The organism is Allobosea sp. P4_C6, from assembly GCF_056402015.1.
The window spans coordinates 71,581-88,212 of sequence record NZ_JBFUIF010000017.1 but is presented as its reverse complement, the minus strand read 5'-3'; the positions used below and the strand labels follow the sequence as shown (position 1 = coordinate 88,212).

Here is a 16,632-nt window from a genome sequence, read left to right as displayed (position 1 = left end):
AGGCGGCCATGGGCCGCCTCTTTTTCATTGTGCTGAAGCTCCTCCTGACCCTCGCCATCCTCGCCGCAGCGCTTTGGGGCGCGGGCTTCCTGCTGTTCCGCCTTTCGGGCGCGATGGCGATCGTCGCGGCGATCGGCTTCGGCATCGCGGCACTGGCCGGCCTCATCGGCGTCTGGACGAGCGACGCGCGCCTGCCGCTCGGCTTCGTCATGGTCTTCGTCGGCCTGCTCTCCTGGTGGAACAGCTTCCAGCCCTCGCATGACCGCGACTGGATTCCCGAACTCGCGCGTTTACCGACAATCGCGCGCGAGGGCGATGCGCTGACCGTCTCGAACCTGCGCCATTTCCGCTGGCGCACGGAGGAGGACTACGACCAGCGCTGGGAGACGCGCCGCTACAACTTCGCAGCGATCACCGGCGCCGACGTCTTCCTGACCTATTGGTCGGGCGAGGCGATCGCGCATCTCCTGGTCAGCTTCACCTTCTCGGATTCGGTGCCGCTGACCTTCTCGATCGAGGTGCGCCGCGAGAGGGGCGAGGACTGGTCCGCTCTCGCCGGCTTCTTCCGCAGCTACGAGATGGCCTATGTGGCCGCAGACGAGCGCGACATCGTCGGGCTGCGCACCCATGCCCGGCGCGAGGATGCCCGCCTCTTCCGCCTCAGCGCCTCTGCTACACAGGCACGCGACCTGCTGCTCGCCTATATCGCGGATATCAACGACCTCGCGGCCAAGCCGCGCTGGTACAATACGCTGACGACCAACTGCACGACCGTGGTCTACCACCTCGTCGGCAGCGTCGCGCCGGGCTGGAAATTCTCGCTGCCGCTCGATCCGCGTGTCCTGCTCTCCGGATATCTGCCGGGCTATCTCCAGCAGATCGGCGCGATCCGGCAGGACATCCCGCTCGACGAGCTCGTGCGCCTTGCCCGCATCGGCGACCACGCGCGCACGCTCTCGCTCGACGACCCGCTGTTCTCCGCGAAGATCAGGGAAGGCGTTCCGGCCGGGCGGCCATAACGCCGCTGTCTTCCCGTGCGCGCTGCGGCGCGCAGACACGGGACCGCGCGCAGAAAGAGGCGCCCCTTTCCGTAGGACGGTCCCGCATCTGCGCAGCAGCATTGCATGCTGCGGCGCGTGCGGGATGACGCCCCTCGCCTAGTGGAAGAACAGCAGCGTCAGCACCACGAACAGCGGGATCAGGATCGCGCCCGACCAGAGCATGTAGCCGAAGAAGCTGGGCATCGCGACCTTGCGGTCCTTGGCGATGGCGTAGACCATGAAGTTCGGCGCATTGCCGATATAGCTGTTCGCGCCCATGAAGACGGCACCGGCCGAGATCGCCGCCAAGGTCAGAGCGCCGCTGGTCATCAGCTCCCTGGCATCGCCGCCCGCCAGTTCGAAGAAGACGAGATAGGTAGGCGCGTTGTCGAGAAACGAGGAGAGCGCACCGGTCAGCCAGAAATAGGCGGTGGTATTGGCGCTGCCGTCGGCGTTGGTGACGAGGCCGACCAGTGGCGCGAAGGCGCCCTCGCGGCCCGCCTGCAGCATCGCCAGCACCGGGATGATGCAGACGAAGATGCCGGCGAAGAGCTTGGCGACCTCCTTGATCGGCCCCCAGCTGAACTCGTTGCCGGCGCGGACCGGCTTCGGCGTCAGCCGGAGCGAGAGGCCTGCGAGAACGAGCAGGATCACATCGCGGAGCAGGTTCTGCCCCTCGACCGGCACGCCATGCGCGGTGAAGGCGACGCCCGGCTTCCAGTTGGCCGATATCAGGATCGCGGCGATGACGCCGCCCAGCAGCAGGATATTGACCTTGCCCCAGAGCTTGATGGCCCGGTCCGGCGTCGGGTCCTTGAGCTTCGGAGCACCTTCCTCCTTGCGAAAGAACCAGCTGTCGAGCGCGTAGAACAGCGCCAGCAGCACGAGGACCGCGAAGCCGGTCCCGGGGAACAGATGCGTCGTCGTCCAGAAGAAGTCGACGCCGCGCAGGAAGCCGAGGAAGAGCGGCGGGTCGCCGAGCGGCGTCAGCGAGCCGCCGATGTTCGAGACGAGGAAGATGAAGAAGACGACGACATGGACGTTGAAGCGCCGGGCGTCATTGGCGCGCAGCACCGGCCGGATCATGATGATCGAGGCGCCCGTCGTGCCGACGAAGCTCGCCAGCACGGTGCCGATCGCGAGCAGCACCGTGTTGGTCAGCGGCGTGCCGTGCAAATTGCCGGAGATCAGGATGCCGCCCGCGATCGTGAACAGCGCGAAGAGCAGGATGATAAAGGGAACGTAGTCGAGCAGCGCGGTATGGAGCAGCGCCCCGAGAGCAGGATCGAGCCCCCGCAGCAACACCAGCGGCACCAGCGTGAGCAGGGCCCAGAAGGCCGCGAACTTGCCGTAGTGCAGCTCCCAGAGATGCGGGAACAGCACGGGACCGAGCGCGATCGAGAGCAGCATGCCGGCGAAGGGCAGTGCCCAGCCGCCGCCCATCGTCGCCCCGCCGATATCGCCCGCCGCCCAGGCACTGGCAGGCGCCATCGCCGAGGCGGCGACCAGGATCGCGGCGACCCCTCGACCGACGACAGCCCCCATGGCGCAGCCTGCCTTACGGCTTGGGCGGCGCGCCGATCGACGGCGGCGCGTTGAAGTCGAAGCCACCCGGACCGCCGAGACCGGGGATCTGGATCGAGTCGAACTGCTTGTCGATCGCCTTCTGGTCGAGCTGAATGGCGGAGGCCTTATAGTGCATGACCATCTGCGGGAAGAGCACGACCAGCGCGACCATGATGCACTGGATCACCACGAAAGGCACGGCGCCCCAATAGATCTGGCCGGTGGTGACGGGCTCCATCATCTTGCCGGTAACCTTGTCCTTGTAGGGGTTCTTCGGCGCGACCGAGCGCAGGAAGAACAGGGCGAAGCCGAAGGGCGGGTGCATGAACGAGGTCTGCATGTTCACGCCGAGGATGACGCCGAACCAGATCAGGTCGATGCCGAGCTTCTCCGCCGCGGGGCCGAGCAGCGGCACGATGATGAAGGCGAGTTCGAAGAAGTCGAGGAAGAAGGCGAGCAGGAAGACCATCACGTTGACGACGATCAGGAAGCCCGTCGCGCCGCCGGGCAGCCCGACTAGCAGATGCTCGACCCAGACATGGCCGTTGACGCCGTAGAAGGTCAGCGAGAAGACGCGCGCGCCGACCAGGATGAAGAGCACGAAGGACGAGAGCTTGGCCGTCGATTCGACCGCCTGCCGGAGCAGGTCGAAGGTCATCCGCTTCTTGCCCCAGGCGAGCAGGATCGCGCCCGCCGCGCCCATGGCGCCGCCTTCAGTCGGCGTGGCGACGCCGATGAAGATCGTGCCGAGCACGAGGAAGATCAGCGCCAGCGGCGGCACCATCACGAACACCACCTGCTCGGCCATGCGCGAGAGCAGCTTGAGGCCGAGAAGCTTGTTGAGCAGCGCGATAACGAAGGACACGCCGACCGCGATCGACATCGTCAGCACAACGAAGTCCGAGCCCGCCGTCACCTTGGTGAACAGCTTCATATAGGCGTAGGCGATGGCGAAGGAGAGGATGGTGATGACGAGCAGCGAGAGCCGGCGCGTCTGGCCATCGGCGTCACGCAGCGTCTGCGCCTCGGGCGGCAGGCCCGGCGCGCGCGAAGGCGCGATCATGGTGATGATGAAGACATAGCCGGCATAGAGACCGGCCAGCACGAGGCCGGGGATGAAGGCGCCCTCATACATGTCGCCGACGGAGCGGCCGAGCTGGTCGGCCAACACGATCAGGACGAGCGAGGGCGGAATGATCTGGGCGAGTGTGCCCGAGGCCGCGATGACGCCGGAGGCAAGGCGCCGGTCGTAGCCGTAGCGCAGCATGATCGGCAGCGAGATCAGGCCCATCGAGATCACGGACGCCGCGACGACGCCGGTGGTGGCCGCCAGCAGCGCGCCGACGAAGATCACCGCATAGGCGAGGCCACCGCGCACGGGCCCGAAGAGCTGGCCGATGGTGTCGAGCAGGTCTTCCGCCATGCCGGAGCGCTCGAGGATCAGGCCCATGAAGGTGAAGAACGGGATCGCCAGCAGCACGTCGTTGTTCATCGTGCCGTAGATGCGTTCCGGCAGCGCCTGCAGGAAGTTCTCCTGGAACAGGCCGAGCTCGATGCCGACCAGCGCGAAGAGCAGGCCGTTGGCGGCCAGCGCGAAGGCGACGGGATAGCCGAGCAGCAGGAAGACCACGAGGGCGGCGAACATCACCGGCGCCATGTTGACGCGCAGGAAGTCGCCGATGCCGCCGCCCGCCGCATAGGCGTCGCCGGTGTGGAGGCTGAAGAAGGCGAGGATCGTGAGCGCGAGCAGCAGGCCGGCGGCGCGCGAGAGGCGATGAGCGAGCATGGGACGGTTCCGGACTTCTTGCGGGCCTCTCACGAAGCGAGGCCCTGTTCCTTGGCTTGTTCGAGCAGACGCTGGGCTTCCGCCTCGGCCGCCGCAGCGTGGCCCAGGGCGACCTCGGCATCCTCAAGATCGCCGCGGATGATCGCGACCTGCTTGATGATCTCGGAGATGCCCTGGAAGGTCAGCATCACGAAGCCGACGAGGACGAGCCCCTTGGCCGGCCATTGCGGCAGGCCGCCGGCCGAGAGCGACTGCTCGTTGATGGCGTAGGAACGCAGGAAGAACGGCCAGGAATGGTAGACGATCAGCAGGCAGAACGGCATCAGGAAGAAGATGTGGCCGAGCAGCTCGATCCACTGGCGGACGCGCTGCGGCAGCATGCTGTTCACGATGTCGATGCGGATGTGCTCCTTCACCTGCAGCGTCCAGGAGGCACACATCAGGAAGACCGCGCCGAACAGCATCCATTGCAGTTCGAGCCAGGCGTTCGACGAGACGTTAAAGACCTTGCGGATGATCGCGTTGACCGTCGCGACGATCACTGCCGCAAGGATCAGCCAGGCGACTTTTCTGCCGATGAAGCCATTGACCGCGTCGATGACCCGGCTGACTGCAAGGAGGCCCTTCACATTCCCGCTCCCGTCGAGAGGCGCTACGCGCCGGATACATCGTTCCGGGGCAGTGATTATGCGCTGTTTACGGGCAGGATCGGTATAGGAGCGGTGCGTGCCACGCAAGACTATGCGGCTCTTATCCCTTGGACGAAAGGCGGACCCGCGCGGCTGCCCATTTTCGCGCCACAGAATGCGGCGCATTCGTCGTCCGGGCCAACGGCCGCTAGAAAATTCGTTATGTCTGCATTCATATTCAGAGAACAATATTCCCTTCGATCGTTTCCACCCGGCTGATTCGAGGCCGAGATGTGCCGTTTCCTCGCCTATTCAGGCGCCCCCGTCTTTCTCGAGGACTTCGTCGCCTCGCCTTGCCATTCGCTGATCCACCAGTCGCTCCACGCCGAGGAAGCCAAGACCGGAACGAATGGCGACGGCTTCGGCGTCGGCTGGTATGGCGAGCGGCCCGAGCCCGGGCAGTACCGCGAGGTCAGGCCGGCCTGGTCGGACGAGAACCTGCTTTCGATCGCCCGGCAGGTGCGCTCGCACCTGTTCTTCGCCCATGTCAGGGCTGCCACGGGCACCGCGACGACGCGCGCGAACTGCCACCCCTTCGTCCATGACCGCTACCTCTTCATGCATAACGGCCAGATCGGCGGCTACGGCCTGATCCGCAGGCGGCTCGAGGCCCTGATCCCGGATTCCCTCTACAGCGTCCGCGCCGGCACGACCGATTCCGAAGCGCTTTTCCTGCTTGTCCTGGCCCATATCGCCGGCGGCATGGCACCGGGCGAGGCGCTCGCCGCCGCGCTCTCCGACGTGCTCGCCCTGATGGAACAAGCCGGAACGCGCGAGCCGCTGCGCTGCGCGGCTGCACTGGCGGATGGCGAGATGATCCATGCCGTGCGCTGGTCCTCCGACAGCAAGCCGCCGAGCCTCTATGTCTGCGCACGGCCCGATAGCGTCGTCGTCGCCTCGGAGCCGGTCGATGCCGCCCGCGAATGCTGGCAGGCCCTGCCCTGCAACACGCTGGTCACGGTGCAGGGCCGCGACGTCGCGCTCTCGCCGTTCCTCGTCGGCTTGCGGCAAGCGGCCTGAAACCACCCGGCAGAACAGCCATGCGCTGGGCGGCCTGACGGCTGCGCTGTTGCCTTCCTACGTCGAACGCCTAGCCTTGCCGTTCAGGCGAGGCCGCTTCCACGGAAAGGCGACGGACAATGAAGAAGGGTTCCGATCTTCTGGTCGAGGCGCTCGAGAACGAGGGCGTCGATCGCGTCTTCGGCGTTCCCGGCGAGGAGAATCTCGACGTCGTCGAATCGCTGCGCAAATCGAAGATCGAGCTGGTGCTGACGCGGCACGAGCAGGCTGCCGCCTTCATGGCCGCCACGCATGGCCGGCTGACCGGCAAGCCCGGCGTCTGCATCGCGACGCTCGGCCCCGGCGCCCTCAACTTCTCGACCGGGGCGGCCTATGCCCATCTCGGCGCGATGCCGATGATCCTGATCACCGGGCAGAAGGCGATCATGACCGCCAAGCAGGCGCGCTTCCAGATCGTCGACGTCGTCGCTTCGATGCGCCCGCTGACCAAGATGACGCGCCAGATCGTCAGCCCTGCCAGCATTCCCTCGGTGGTACGTGACGCCTTCCGCGTCGCGATGGAGGAGCGGCCGGGGCCGGTCCATCTCGAACTGCCCGAGGACGTGGCCGCCGAGGAGATCGAGGACATCCCGCTGATCCCGGTGCACCCGCTCGACCAACCGGTCGCTTCTGCGGTGCCGCTCGACCGCGCGGCCGAGATGATCCTCGCCGCCAAGCGGCCGCTGGTGATGATCGGCGCCGCCGGCAACCGGCCGCGCCTCGTCGAGCCCCTCTCCGCCTTCGTGCGCCGGACCGGCCTGCCCTTCTTCAACACCCAGATGGGCAAGGGCGCCGTCACCGGCGGCTCGAACCTCTATATCGGCACCGCCGCGCTCTCCGAGGGCGACTATGTCCACGAGGCGGTGGCGCTGGCCGACCTTATCATCGCCGTTGGCCACGACACGATCGAGAAGCCGCCCTTCCTGATGCGCAATGCCGGAGGGCCGAAGGTGATCCATGTCGGCTACCAGTCGGCCAATGTCGAACAGGTCTATCATCCCGACGCCGAGGTCATCGGCGATATCGGCGCCACGGTGACCGCGCTGGCGGACAGACTCGAGGGCAAGCTGCCCGAGCAGAAGCAGATGCTGGAACTGCGACAGAAGATCCTGGCCAAGATCAACGCCCGCGCCGAGGAGGACCGCTTCCCCGTGACGCCGCAGCGGCTCGTCCATGACGTGCGCGCGGTGATGCCTGAGGACGGCGTCGTCTGCCTCGACAACGGCATGTACAAGATCTGGTTCGCGCGGAACTACCGCACCCATGTCGCCAACACGCTGCTGCTCGACAACGCGCTGGCGACGATGGGCGCCGGCCTGCCCTCGGCGATGATGGCGGCCATGCTGCATCCGCGCCGGCGCGTCATGGCCGTCTGCGGCGACGGCGGCTTCATGATGAACTCGCAGGAGATGGAGACAGCGGTGAGGCTCGGCCTCAACCTCATCGTGCTCGTGCTCAACGACGGTGCCTACGGCATGATCCGCTGGAAGCAGGCGGTCGACAAATTCCCCGATTACGGCATGACCTTCGGCAACCCCGATTTCGTGCGCTATGCCGAGGCGTATGGGGCCAAGGGCTCGCGCGTGACCTCTGCCGAGGCGCTGGTGCCGACGCTGGAAGCCGCGTTCAAAGGCGGCGGCGTCCATCTCGTCGACTGCCCCATCGACTATTCCGAAAACACGCGCGTCCTCGTCGAGGAACTGCGCAACAAGGTGCCGGACGTCGATCTGGCCTAAACGCCCTTCTCCAACTGGCAGCCCTCATCCTGAGAACCCGCGGCACGCGGCGTCTCGAAGGATGCTCCAGCCGGTTCCGGAGCTTCATGGAGCATCCTTCGAGACGCCATTCCGTCGGAATGGCTCCTCAGGATGAGGGCTCGCAGGAAGAAGCCAAGACGTCTTATTCTGGAGAAAGAACCATGCTTCAGGTTGTTCAAGCCTATGACCGCGCCCCGATCACCGAGATCGAGACCGACGACGAAGCCGCGCTCGAACGCAAGCTCAAGGCGGCGCAAGAGGTCTTCAAGGACCGCGACAATTGGCTGAAACCGCATCAGCGCATCGCGATCCTGCGCAAGCTGGCGGGTCTGCTTGAGGCCAAGCGCGACCATTTCGCCATGCAGATCGCGCGCGAGGGCGGCAAGCCGCTGCCCGACGCGATCGTCGAGGCGAACCGCGCCGTCGACGGCGTCAACAATGCCGCCGACGAACTGCGCAACTTCGCCGGGCGCGAGATTCCGATGGGGCTCTCCGCCGCCGCGGCTGACCGCTGGGCCTTCACCACCAAGGAGCCGATCGGCATCGTCGCGGCGATCTCGGCCTTCAACCATCCGCTTAACCTGATCGTCCACCAGGTCGCGCCGGCTATCGCGGTGGGCTGCCCGGTCATCATCAAGCCGGCCGGCACGACGCCGCTCTCCTGCATCGACTTCGTCAAGCTGGTGCATGAGGCCGGACTGCCGGAAGCCTGGTGCCAGACCTTCGTCCCGACCGAGACGGCGCTGGCGGAAAAGCTCGCCACCGATCCGCGCATCGCCTTCCTCAGCTTCATCGGCTCTGCCAAGGTCGGCTGGTATCTGCACTCCAAGCTCGCTCATGGCGCCCGCTCGGCGCTTGAGCATGGCGGCGTCGCGCCGGCGATCGTCGACAAGAGCGCCGATCTCGACGCGATCATCGAGCCGATCGTGAAGGGCGGCTACTACCATGCCGGCCAGGTCTGCGTGTCGACGCAGCGCATCTATGTGCACGACGCCATCGTCAACGACTTCACCGAGCGGCTCGTCGCGCGCGTCAGGAAGCTGCGCACCGGCGACCCGACGCTGAAGGACACCGAAGTCGGCCCGCTGATCATCCCGAAGGAGGCCGACCGCGTGGCGTCCTGGATCGACGAGGCGGTGAAGGGCGGGGCCAGGCTCGCGACCGGCGGCAAGCGCCTGTCGGAGACGACATTGGAGCCGGCCGTGCTGATCGACCCGGCGGCGGAAGCCCGCATCTCCACCGAGGAGGTCTTCGGCCCGGTCGTCGCGATCTATCGCTACGGCAAGCTCGACGACGCCATCGCGCGGGCAAACTCGCTGCCCGTCGCTTTCCAGGCCAGCATCTTCGCGCAGGATATCGACGTCGCGCTGCGGGCCGCGAACCGGCTCGACGCCTCGGCAGTGATGGTCAACGACCCCACCACCTTCCGCACCGACTGGATGCCCTTCGCCGGGCGGCGCAGTTCGGGCTACGGCACGGGCGGCATCCCCTACACCATGCATGACATGACGCAGGAGAAGATGATCCTGCTGAAGCGGCGCTGAGCCTTCGGCGGAACGCGGCGCTGCGCCGCGTTCCGCCTTCTCGCAAGCAGCCGAAGCGTTCCGCTCAAGGAAAATGCAAGTATCCGCGCCATCTCACAAGTTTACGATAATTCTAAACTGATAGGATTTGATTGACCCTGGCGCCATCGCTGCCTAGGCACAAGACGTCTGCGCCGCGAATAGCCTGATCGCGACGCGCAACCGGGCCTGGCTCGCCGTGATCGTACCGTTTCTCATCATGCTCCGCGAAGGCATCGAGGCCGCGCTGATCGTCGGCATCGTCGCGAGCTATCTGGTCCGGACCGGACGGCGCGAATGGCTGCCGGCGCTCTGGCTGGGCGTCGGCCTCGCCTGCGCGGTGAGCCTCGCGGCGGGTGCTGCGCTCGACATCGTCGCGGGCGAACTGCCCCAGCGCGGGCAGGAGCTGTTCGAGGCGATCGTCGGGCTCATCGCGGCGGCGCTGCTGACCTCGATGGTTTTCTGGATGCGCAAGGCGGCGCGCTCGATCAAGGGCGAGCTGCAGGCCGGGGTCGACGCGGCGCTTTCCGGGGAACACCAGGGGCTCGCGCTGGTCGGCCTCGCCTTCCTCGCCGTGGTGCGCGAGGGGCTGGAATCGGTCTTCTTCCTGCTCGCGATCTTCCAGCAGAACGGCGGCTGGGCGCCTGCGCTCGGCGCGGGGCTCGGCATCCTGCTCGCACTTGCCGCCGGCTATGCCATCTATGCGCTCGGCGTGAAGCTCAACCTGCGCGTCTTCTTCCGCTGGACCGGCATCCTGATCCTGTTCGTCGCAGCCGGGCTCGTGGCAAATGCCGTGCGCTCCCTGCACGAGGCCGGCATCTGGAATCAACTCCAGCAGCCCCTCTACGACCTCGGCACGGTGCTGCCGGCCGACAGCGCTCTCGGCGCGGTTCTGTCGGGCTTCTTCGGCTACCAGGAGCGCGCTGCGCTCGGCGAAGTGATCGCCTATTTCGCCTTCCTGATCCCGATGCTCGTCCTGTTCCTCGCCGGCGGCCGACGGGAGCAGACGGCAGCCGCCGCGCCGCGCCCCGAAATCCGGCGTTCGCCGCGCCTGAGGCTGGCCGGCACCGTCACCTTGCTGATGGTCGGCGGCGGCGTCACCGCTTTCGTCTATGCGGCGGCCACCGGCAGCCGGCGTGCGGCCGAAGCGGGAACCACCGACATCGCGGTGGCGATCACCGACCGGACTTGCGAGCCGGCGACGCTGGCCATTCCCGCCGGCAAGGCGAGCTTCGTCGTGACCAATCGCGGCGAGCGCGTGCTGGAATGGGAGATTTTGGACGGCGTCATGGTGCTGGAGGAGCGCGAGAACATCGCGCCGGGCCAATCGCGCCGGCTGACGACGCAATTGCATCCAGGCGAATACGCCATCACCTGCGGTTTGCTGAGCGCGCCGCGCGGCCGATTGATCGTGCAAGCCTCGACGGCGCAGCCACGCCCGGCCCTGACGTTGATGGACATGGTCGGCCCCGCCGCCGAATACCGCGCCTTCCTGAGCGAGCGCTCGGCCGCTCTCGGATCGGCACTCGACGCTCTCGATAAGGCTGAGAGCGCGGGCGATGCACAGGGCGCCGACAGGGCTCGCCGGGATGCCGTCGCGCTACTGCCCGGCTTGCGGCCGGCGACAGCGGGCGATGCCGAACTCGAAACGCTCCACGGAAAGGTGCAGGACGCCCTCGCCGGCGATACGGCGACGGCTCCTGCGGAGATCGGGCAAGCCGCCGAGGCGTTTCGCGCCGCACTCGGCCAGCGAACGATCCTGCCGGACACGATGCTGGCCGGCGCGATCGCCCTCCTGTCGCCTCAGGACGCGGACACGGTCTCGCCCGAGGGCATCAGCGCGGCAAGGGACATCGCGCGGCTGCTTTTGCCGCTGACGGCGCGCATCGACCCCGATCTGGCGGCGCGGACGAAGGTCGAACTCGCCGCGCTTGCCGGCGATGCCAGGCCGCGCGGCGCGATCCTCTCCCTCTCCGAAAATCTCGCGGCCATGCGTCGGGCGCTCGCGCTGCCTGAAACGGAGCGCAAATCGTGACCCGGCCTGACAAAGGATTCACGCCCTCGCGGCGATCGCTGCTGACCGGCGGCGCGGCAGCGCTCGGCGGCGCCTCGCTGGCGCAGGCGGCGACCGAACCGGCACAGAACCCGGCGACGGCCCCCGAGAGCGACGCCACCGCCCAGCGCCAGCCCTTCCACGGCGTCCATCAATCCGGCATCGTCACGCCGCGCCCGGCGACCGGGCTCATCGCGGCCTTCGACGTCACCGCGACCTCGCTCGACGAGCTCGAACGGCTCCTGCGCCTCCTGACCGAGCGCATCGCCTTCCTGATGCAGGGCGGGCCGGCTCCAACAGCCGATCCGGGCTTCCCGCCGCCGGATAGCGGCATCCTCGGCCCCGTCATCGCGCCGGACAATCTCACCGTGACCGTGGCGCTCGGCGCTTCGCTCTTCGACGAGCGCTTCGGCCTCGGCCCGCTCAGGCCGAAGCACCTGCAGCGGATGAAGCGCTTCCGCAACGACGCGCTCGACGGCGCGCTCTGCCATGGCGACCTGCTGCTGCAGTTCTGCGCCAACACGGTCGACACCAACATCCATGCGCTCCGCGACATCCTGAAGAACGCCCCGGATCTGCTCCTGCTACGCTGGAAGCAGGAGGGCACGGTGCCGGTGCGCCAATCCAAACCGGGCGAGCCGGCGGAAAGCGCGCGCAACCTGCTGGGCTTCCGCGACGGCACCGCCAACCCCGACGCCACCGACAAGGCGCTGATGGACTATCTCGTCTGGGTGCGGCCGGGCTCCGGCGAGCCGGAATGGGCCCATGACGGCAGCTACCAGGCGGTGCGGATCATCCGCAATTTCGTCGAGCGCTGGGACCGTACGCCGCTTGGCGAGCAGGAAGCGATCATGGGCCGCGAGAAGGCGAGCGGCGCGCCCTTCGGCGGCAGGCGCGAATACGACGAACCCGCCTATGCCGACGATCCCGAGGGCAAGCGCACGAAGCTCGACGCCCATATCCGGCTCGCCAATCCGCGCCGGCCGGAGACGGAAGGCAGCCGGATGCTGCGGCGTCCGTTCAATTACTCCAACGGCGTCACCCGCGCCGGCCAGCTCGACATGGGGCTGCTCTTCATCTGCTTCCAGCAGGATCTGGAGCGCAGCTTCATCGCCGTGCAGAAGCGGCTCGATGGCGAGCCGCTGGAGGAATACATCAAGCCGGTCGGCGGCGGCTATTTCTTCGCCCTGCCCGGTGTGCCCGATGCCGCCAGCCATCTCGGCGCCGGGCTGATCGCGGCCGCGCGCGGCATCGCCCCGGCATCGGTTTCGACTTCCCCCCGCAAGACAGGAGACTAGGATGAGCTTGCGTTTCGCATGGCTGGCAGGCGCCGGCATGATCGCCACCGTCGTGGCGGCACCGGCCTTCGCTGCCTCGCCGCTCGACCTCGTGGCACCGGTCTCCGAGTACAAGATCTATGTCTCGAAGGGCGTCGACCAGCTCGTGAAGGACACCAAGACCTTCACCGATGCGGTCAAGGCCGGCGACCTCGCCAAGGCCAGGGCGCTCTACGCGCCGACGCGGGTCTCCTACGAGAAGATCGAGCCGATTGCCGAACTCTTCAGCGATCTCGACGGCAGCATCGACTCGCGCGCCGACGACCATGAGAAGAAGGAGGAGGACCCGGAGTTCACCGGCTTTCACCGCATCGAATACGGGCTCTTCGCCAGGAACAGCACGGAGGGCCTCGCCCCCTTCGCGGACAAGCTGCTGGCTGACGTCACCGAGCTGCAGGGCCGGATCAAGGGGCTGACGGTTCCGCCGGACAAGATGGTCGGCGGCGCGGCGGCGCTGATCGAGGAGGTCGCGGCGACCAAAATCTCCGGTGAGGAGGACCGCTACAGCCACACCGACCTCTGGGACTTCCAGGCCAATGTCGACGGCGCCAAGACCATCGTCGACCTGCTGCGCCCTCTCGTCGCCAAGGAAGACAAGGCGCTCGCGGCCAAGATCGACGCGAATTTCGCGACCGTCGACAAGACGCTGGCGAAATACAAGCTCGGGGATGGCGGCTTCGAGACCTATGACAAGCTGAGCGAGGCCGACCGCAAGGCGCTCGCGGCGATGATCACGACGCTGGCCGAAGACCTGTCTAAGCTGCGCGGCGTCCTCGGCCTCGGCTAGGGCATACGTCCTTCATCGGAAAGACTCCGTCATTCCGGACAAGCCGCAAGCGGCGCCGATCCGGAATCCATCACGGGACACCGCGCTCTACGATGGATTTCGGGTAAGCCTGGAATGACGGCGAGATCGTCAGGCAGGCGCGAGCCTCGACAGGCAGGCCCCGATGCGCCAATGACGGGGCATTCAGCGCGCAGCGCTCTTTCAAGACCATACTCACGGACCGCCAGCATGACCGCCACTTCCGCGAACGCTCCCGCTTCCCAGGGCCGCATCGCCCTGCTCGGCGCCCCGATCGAGGTCGGCGCCTCGCGCCGCGGCGCGCTGATGGGCCCGGCCGGCCTGCGCACGGCCGGCCTCGTGCCGGTGCTGGAAGAGCTCGGCTATGCGGTCGAGGACCATGGGGACATCCTGCCGCGCGACCTCAGAGCCGTCGACGGCCCGGCGCCCGAGAATGCCCGCTTCTACCACGAGATCGCCGCCTGGATGCGCGCGCTGAGCGCCCGCGCCTATGAACTCGCCCGCACCGGTGCCACCCCGATCTTCCTCGGCGGCGACCACAGCCTGTCGATGGGCTCGGTCAACGGCGTCGCGAGGCATTGGCAGGAGCAGGGCCGCAAGCTCTTCGTGCTCTGGCTCGACGCGCACGCGGATTTCAACATGCCTGCGATCTCACCCTCCGGGAACATGCACGGCATGTCCTCGGCCTTCCTCTGCGGCGAAGCCGGCCTCGACGACCTGCTCGGCGCCGAGCCGCGCGCCTCGATCACGCCGGAGCAGCTCAGCCTGTTCGGCATCCGCTCGATCGACCCGCTCGAGAAGGCGGCGGTGAAGGCCCGCGGTGTCGACATCGCCGACATGCGCGCCATCGACGAGCATGGCGTCGGCATCCTGATCCGCCAGGTGATCGAGAAGGTGCGCGCGGCGAACGGTGTGCTGCATGTCTCCTTCGACGTCGATTTCCTCGACCCGCCGCTGGCGCCGGGCGTCGGCACCACCGTGCCGGGCGGCGCGACCTATCGCGAGGCGCATCTCGTGATGGAGCTGCTGCACGATTCCGGGCTGGTGCGCTCGATGGACATCGTCGAACTCAACCCCTTCCTCGACGATCGTGGCCAGACGGCGCGGCTTGCCGTCGAGCTGGCGGGCAGCCTGTTCGGCCAGCAGATCACCGACCGCCAGACGCCGTCGAACGCGATCGGCGCCGCCTGAGCCCAAAAAAACACCGTGCGCCTCGGCGGGCGCACGGGGTTTCAGGGCATGCGGCGGTTGAGGCTCAGCGGCCGTCAGACCGCCAGCGCGAAGCCGTCCTTGCGGTGGTCGGAGGCGCCGAACATCACGCCGCGCGCATGGTCGACCCAGATCGCCTGGCAACCGCCGAGCGGCTCCTCGGCCCAGACCACATCATGGCCGCGCGCCTTCAGATCGGCAGCGACATCGGCTGCGATCGTCGGCTCCAGCGAGAGCTTGCCGTCGAAGGCGAAGCTGCGCGGCGCGTCCGAAGCCTGCTGCGGGTCGAGGCCGCGATCTAGGATGCCGGAGAGAAAATGGACATGGCCGGTCGCCTGATACTGGCCGCCCATCACGCCCATCGGCATCACCGCCTTGCCATCCTTGGCCAGCATGCCCGGAATGATGGTGTGGAAGGGCCGCTTGCGCGGCGCGATGGCGTTCGGATGCCCTTCGATCAGGCGGAAGCCGGAGCCGCGGTTCTGCAGCATGACGCCGGCCTTCGCCGCATAGATGCCGCTGCCGAAGGCGGAAAACAGCGAGTTGATGAAGGACACCATGTTGCCGTCGCGGTCGACGACGCAGAGATAGATCGTGTCCTTGTGCAGCGGCATGTCGAAGATGTCCGGCGCCGCCGCCTTCTCCAGGCTGATCCGGCTGCGGATGCGGCCGACGAACTCATCCGAGAGGAAAGCCTGCGTATCGAAGGGGCTCATGGCGGGATCGGCGATCAGAGCATCGCGCTGGCGATAGGCGGCCTTGCTCGCCTCGGCGAGGAGATGGATGCGGTCAGCCTCGCTGAGCTTGTCGCCCTTGAAGTCGTAGCCGTCGAGGATGCGCGCGATCAGCAGCGCTGCGATGCCCTGGCCGTTCGGCGGGCATTCCCACAGGCGATGGCCGCGGAAGTCGGCGCCGATCGGGTCGACATAATCCGGCTTCGCGGCGGCGAGGTCCTCCGCCGCCATCACGCTGCCGGCCGTGTTCAGGACCGCGACAATCTCCTCGGCGATCTCGCCCTCGTAGAAGGCGGCGCGGCCCTCGCGAGCGATGCGGCGCAGCGTCTTGCCGAGCGCCGGATGGACCATCCTGTCGCCGATGGCCGGGGCCTTGCCGCCCGGCAGGTAGACGGCGTTGCCGAGCCCATGCTTCTCGATGCGGCCCTTGTAGCGGTTCCAGTCGAGCGCGACGCGCGGCGTCACCACGAAGCCCTCCTCGGCGGCGCGGATCGCCGCGGCGAAGATCTCGTCCAGGCTCTTGCTGCCATGGTCCTCGACGAGACGGCACCAGGCGTCGATGGCGCCGGGCACGGTGACCGCATGGGGCGAATCCGGCGCGATCGCGGTCAGGCCCTGGCCGAGGAACCAGCCGAGTTCGGCCTTGGCCGGGGCGCGGCCCGAGCCGTTGAGCGCGACCATCTTGCCGCCGGCCGGCGCGTAGATGGCGAAGCAGTCGCCGCCGATGCCGGTCATATGCGGGTCGACCACCGCCTGGACCGCGACGGCGGCGATGGCGGCATCGATGGCGTTGCCGCCGGCGCGCAGGATATCGACGGCGGCCAGCGTCGAGGCGGGATGCGAGGTCGCCGCCATGCCGCGATCACCGACCGCCACCGGGCGGCCCGGCACCATGAAATCGCGATTGCCCCAGCTCATCCGTCGTCTCCACCTCTGTGACGCCGTCGCTTCGCGGCGCCTTGTTTCGCGCAACGGTTTCGCCGCCTGCCGGAGGCTTGGCAATCCCGCCGGGCGCATGACCCGCATGAGCAGCCC

Annotated in this window: 12 protein-coding genes and 1 pseudogene; 9 read left to right on the top strand and 4 right to left on the bottom strand. The window is 67.4% G+C overall.

What is annotated here, in order from left to right; all coding sequences use genetic code 11:
* The first annotated feature begins 8 nt into the window (after window positions 1–8).
* Window positions 9–1,019 (top strand): Lnb N-terminal periplasmic domain-containing protein, encoded by a 1,011-nt coding sequence (locus tag AC1DVA_RS14260; RefSeq protein WP_476806263.1) that lies wholly within the window; start codon window positions 9–11, stop codon window positions 1,017–1,019.
* A gap of 138 nt (window positions 1,020–1,157) precedes the next feature.
* On the opposite strand, the gene AC1DVA_RS14255 is transcribed toward AC1DVA_RS14260, so the two are convergent.
* The 3 genes from AC1DVA_RS14255 to AC1DVA_RS14245 all read right to left on the bottom strand — a co-directional run bounded on the left by AC1DVA_RS14255 (window position 1,158) and on the right by AC1DVA_RS14245 (window position 5,021).
* Window positions 1,158–2,585 (bottom strand): sodium:proton antiporter, encoded by a 1,428-nt coding sequence (locus AC1DVA_RS14255; RefSeq protein WP_476806262.1) that lies wholly within the window; start codon window positions 2,583–2,585, stop codon window positions 1,158–1,160.
* A gap of 13 nt (window positions 2,586–2,598) precedes the next feature.
* Complete coding sequence (locus AC1DVA_RS14250) at window positions 2,599–4,263, bottom strand: TRAP transporter large permease (protein ID WP_442865053.1); 1,665 nt, start codon at window positions 4,261–4,263, stop codon at window positions 2,599–2,601.
* Between the two features lie 158 nt (window positions 4,264–4,421).
* Window positions 4,422–5,021 (bottom strand): TRAP transporter small permease subunit, encoded by a 600-nt coding sequence (locus tag AC1DVA_RS14245; RefSeq protein ID WP_265051679.1) that lies wholly within the window; start codon window positions 5,019–5,021, stop codon window positions 4,422–4,424.
* Window positions 5,022–5,312: 291 nt separating this feature from the next.
* On the opposite strand from AC1DVA_RS14245, the gene AC1DVA_RS14240 reads away from it, so the two are divergent.
* The 8 genes and pseudogenes from AC1DVA_RS14240 (at window position 5,313) to rocF (ending at window position 14,845) form a co-directional block, all read left to right on the top strand.
* Window positions 5,313–6,101 (top strand): class II glutamine amidotransferase, encoded by a 789-nt coding sequence (locus tag AC1DVA_RS14240; RefSeq protein ID WP_265051678.1) that lies wholly within the window; start codon window positions 5,313–5,315, stop codon window positions 6,099–6,101.
* A gap of 119 nt (window positions 6,102–6,220) precedes the next feature.
* On the top strand, window positions 6,221–7,876 hold the full coding sequence (locus AC1DVA_RS14235) for an acetolactate synthase large subunit (protein ID WP_265051677.1): 1,656 nt from the start codon (window positions 6,221–6,223) through the stop codon (window positions 7,874–7,876).
* 182 nt (window positions 7,877–8,058) lie between these two features.
* Entirely contained in the window at window positions 8,059–9,441 is a 1,383-nt protein-coding gene (locus AC1DVA_RS14230; RefSeq protein WP_476806261.1) for an aldehyde dehydrogenase family protein, read from the top strand.
* A gap of 217 nt (window positions 9,442–9,658) precedes the next feature.
* Window positions 9,659–10,480: pseudogene (efeU, locus tag AC1DVA_RS14225) on the top strand (iron uptake transporter permease EfeU); the annotation flags it as partial.
* Between the two features lie 60 nt (window positions 10,481–10,540).
* On the top strand, window positions 10,541–11,494 hold the full coding sequence (locus AC1DVA_RS14220) for a cupredoxin domain-containing protein (protein ID WP_476806325.1): 954 nt from the start codon (window positions 10,541–10,543) through the stop codon (window positions 11,492–11,494).
* Complete coding sequence (gene efeB, locus AC1DVA_RS14215; RefSeq protein ID WP_476806324.1) at window positions 11,488–12,810, top strand: iron uptake transporter deferrochelatase/peroxidase subunit; 1,323 nt, start codon at window positions 11,488–11,490, stop codon at window positions 12,808–12,810. The genes AC1DVA_RS14220 and efeB overlap by 7 nt, the downstream gene beginning before the upstream one ends.
* Before the next feature lies 1 nt (window position 12,811).
* The gene (gene efeO / locus AC1DVA_RS14210) at window positions 12,812–13,636 is read left to right on the top strand and encodes an iron uptake system protein EfeO (protein WP_476806260.1); all 825 of its coding nucleotides are present in this window, start codon (window positions 12,812–12,814) and stop codon (window positions 13,634–13,636) included.
* A 228-nt stretch (window positions 13,637–13,864) separates the two neighbouring features.
* The gene (gene rocF / locus AC1DVA_RS14205) at window positions 13,865–14,845 is read left to right on the top strand and encodes an arginase (protein WP_265051673.1); all 981 of its coding nucleotides are present in this window, start codon (window positions 13,865–13,867) and stop codon (window positions 14,843–14,845) included.
* Between the two features lie 74 nt (window positions 14,846–14,919).
* On the opposite strand, the gene ggt is transcribed toward rocF, so the two are convergent.
* Window positions 14,920–16,515, bottom strand: a complete 1,596-nt coding sequence (ggt, locus tag AC1DVA_RS14200) for a gamma-glutamyltransferase (RefSeq protein ID WP_476806259.1) — start codon at window positions 16,513–16,515, stop codon at window positions 14,920–14,922.
* Window positions 16,516–16,632 lie beyond the last annotated feature (117 nt).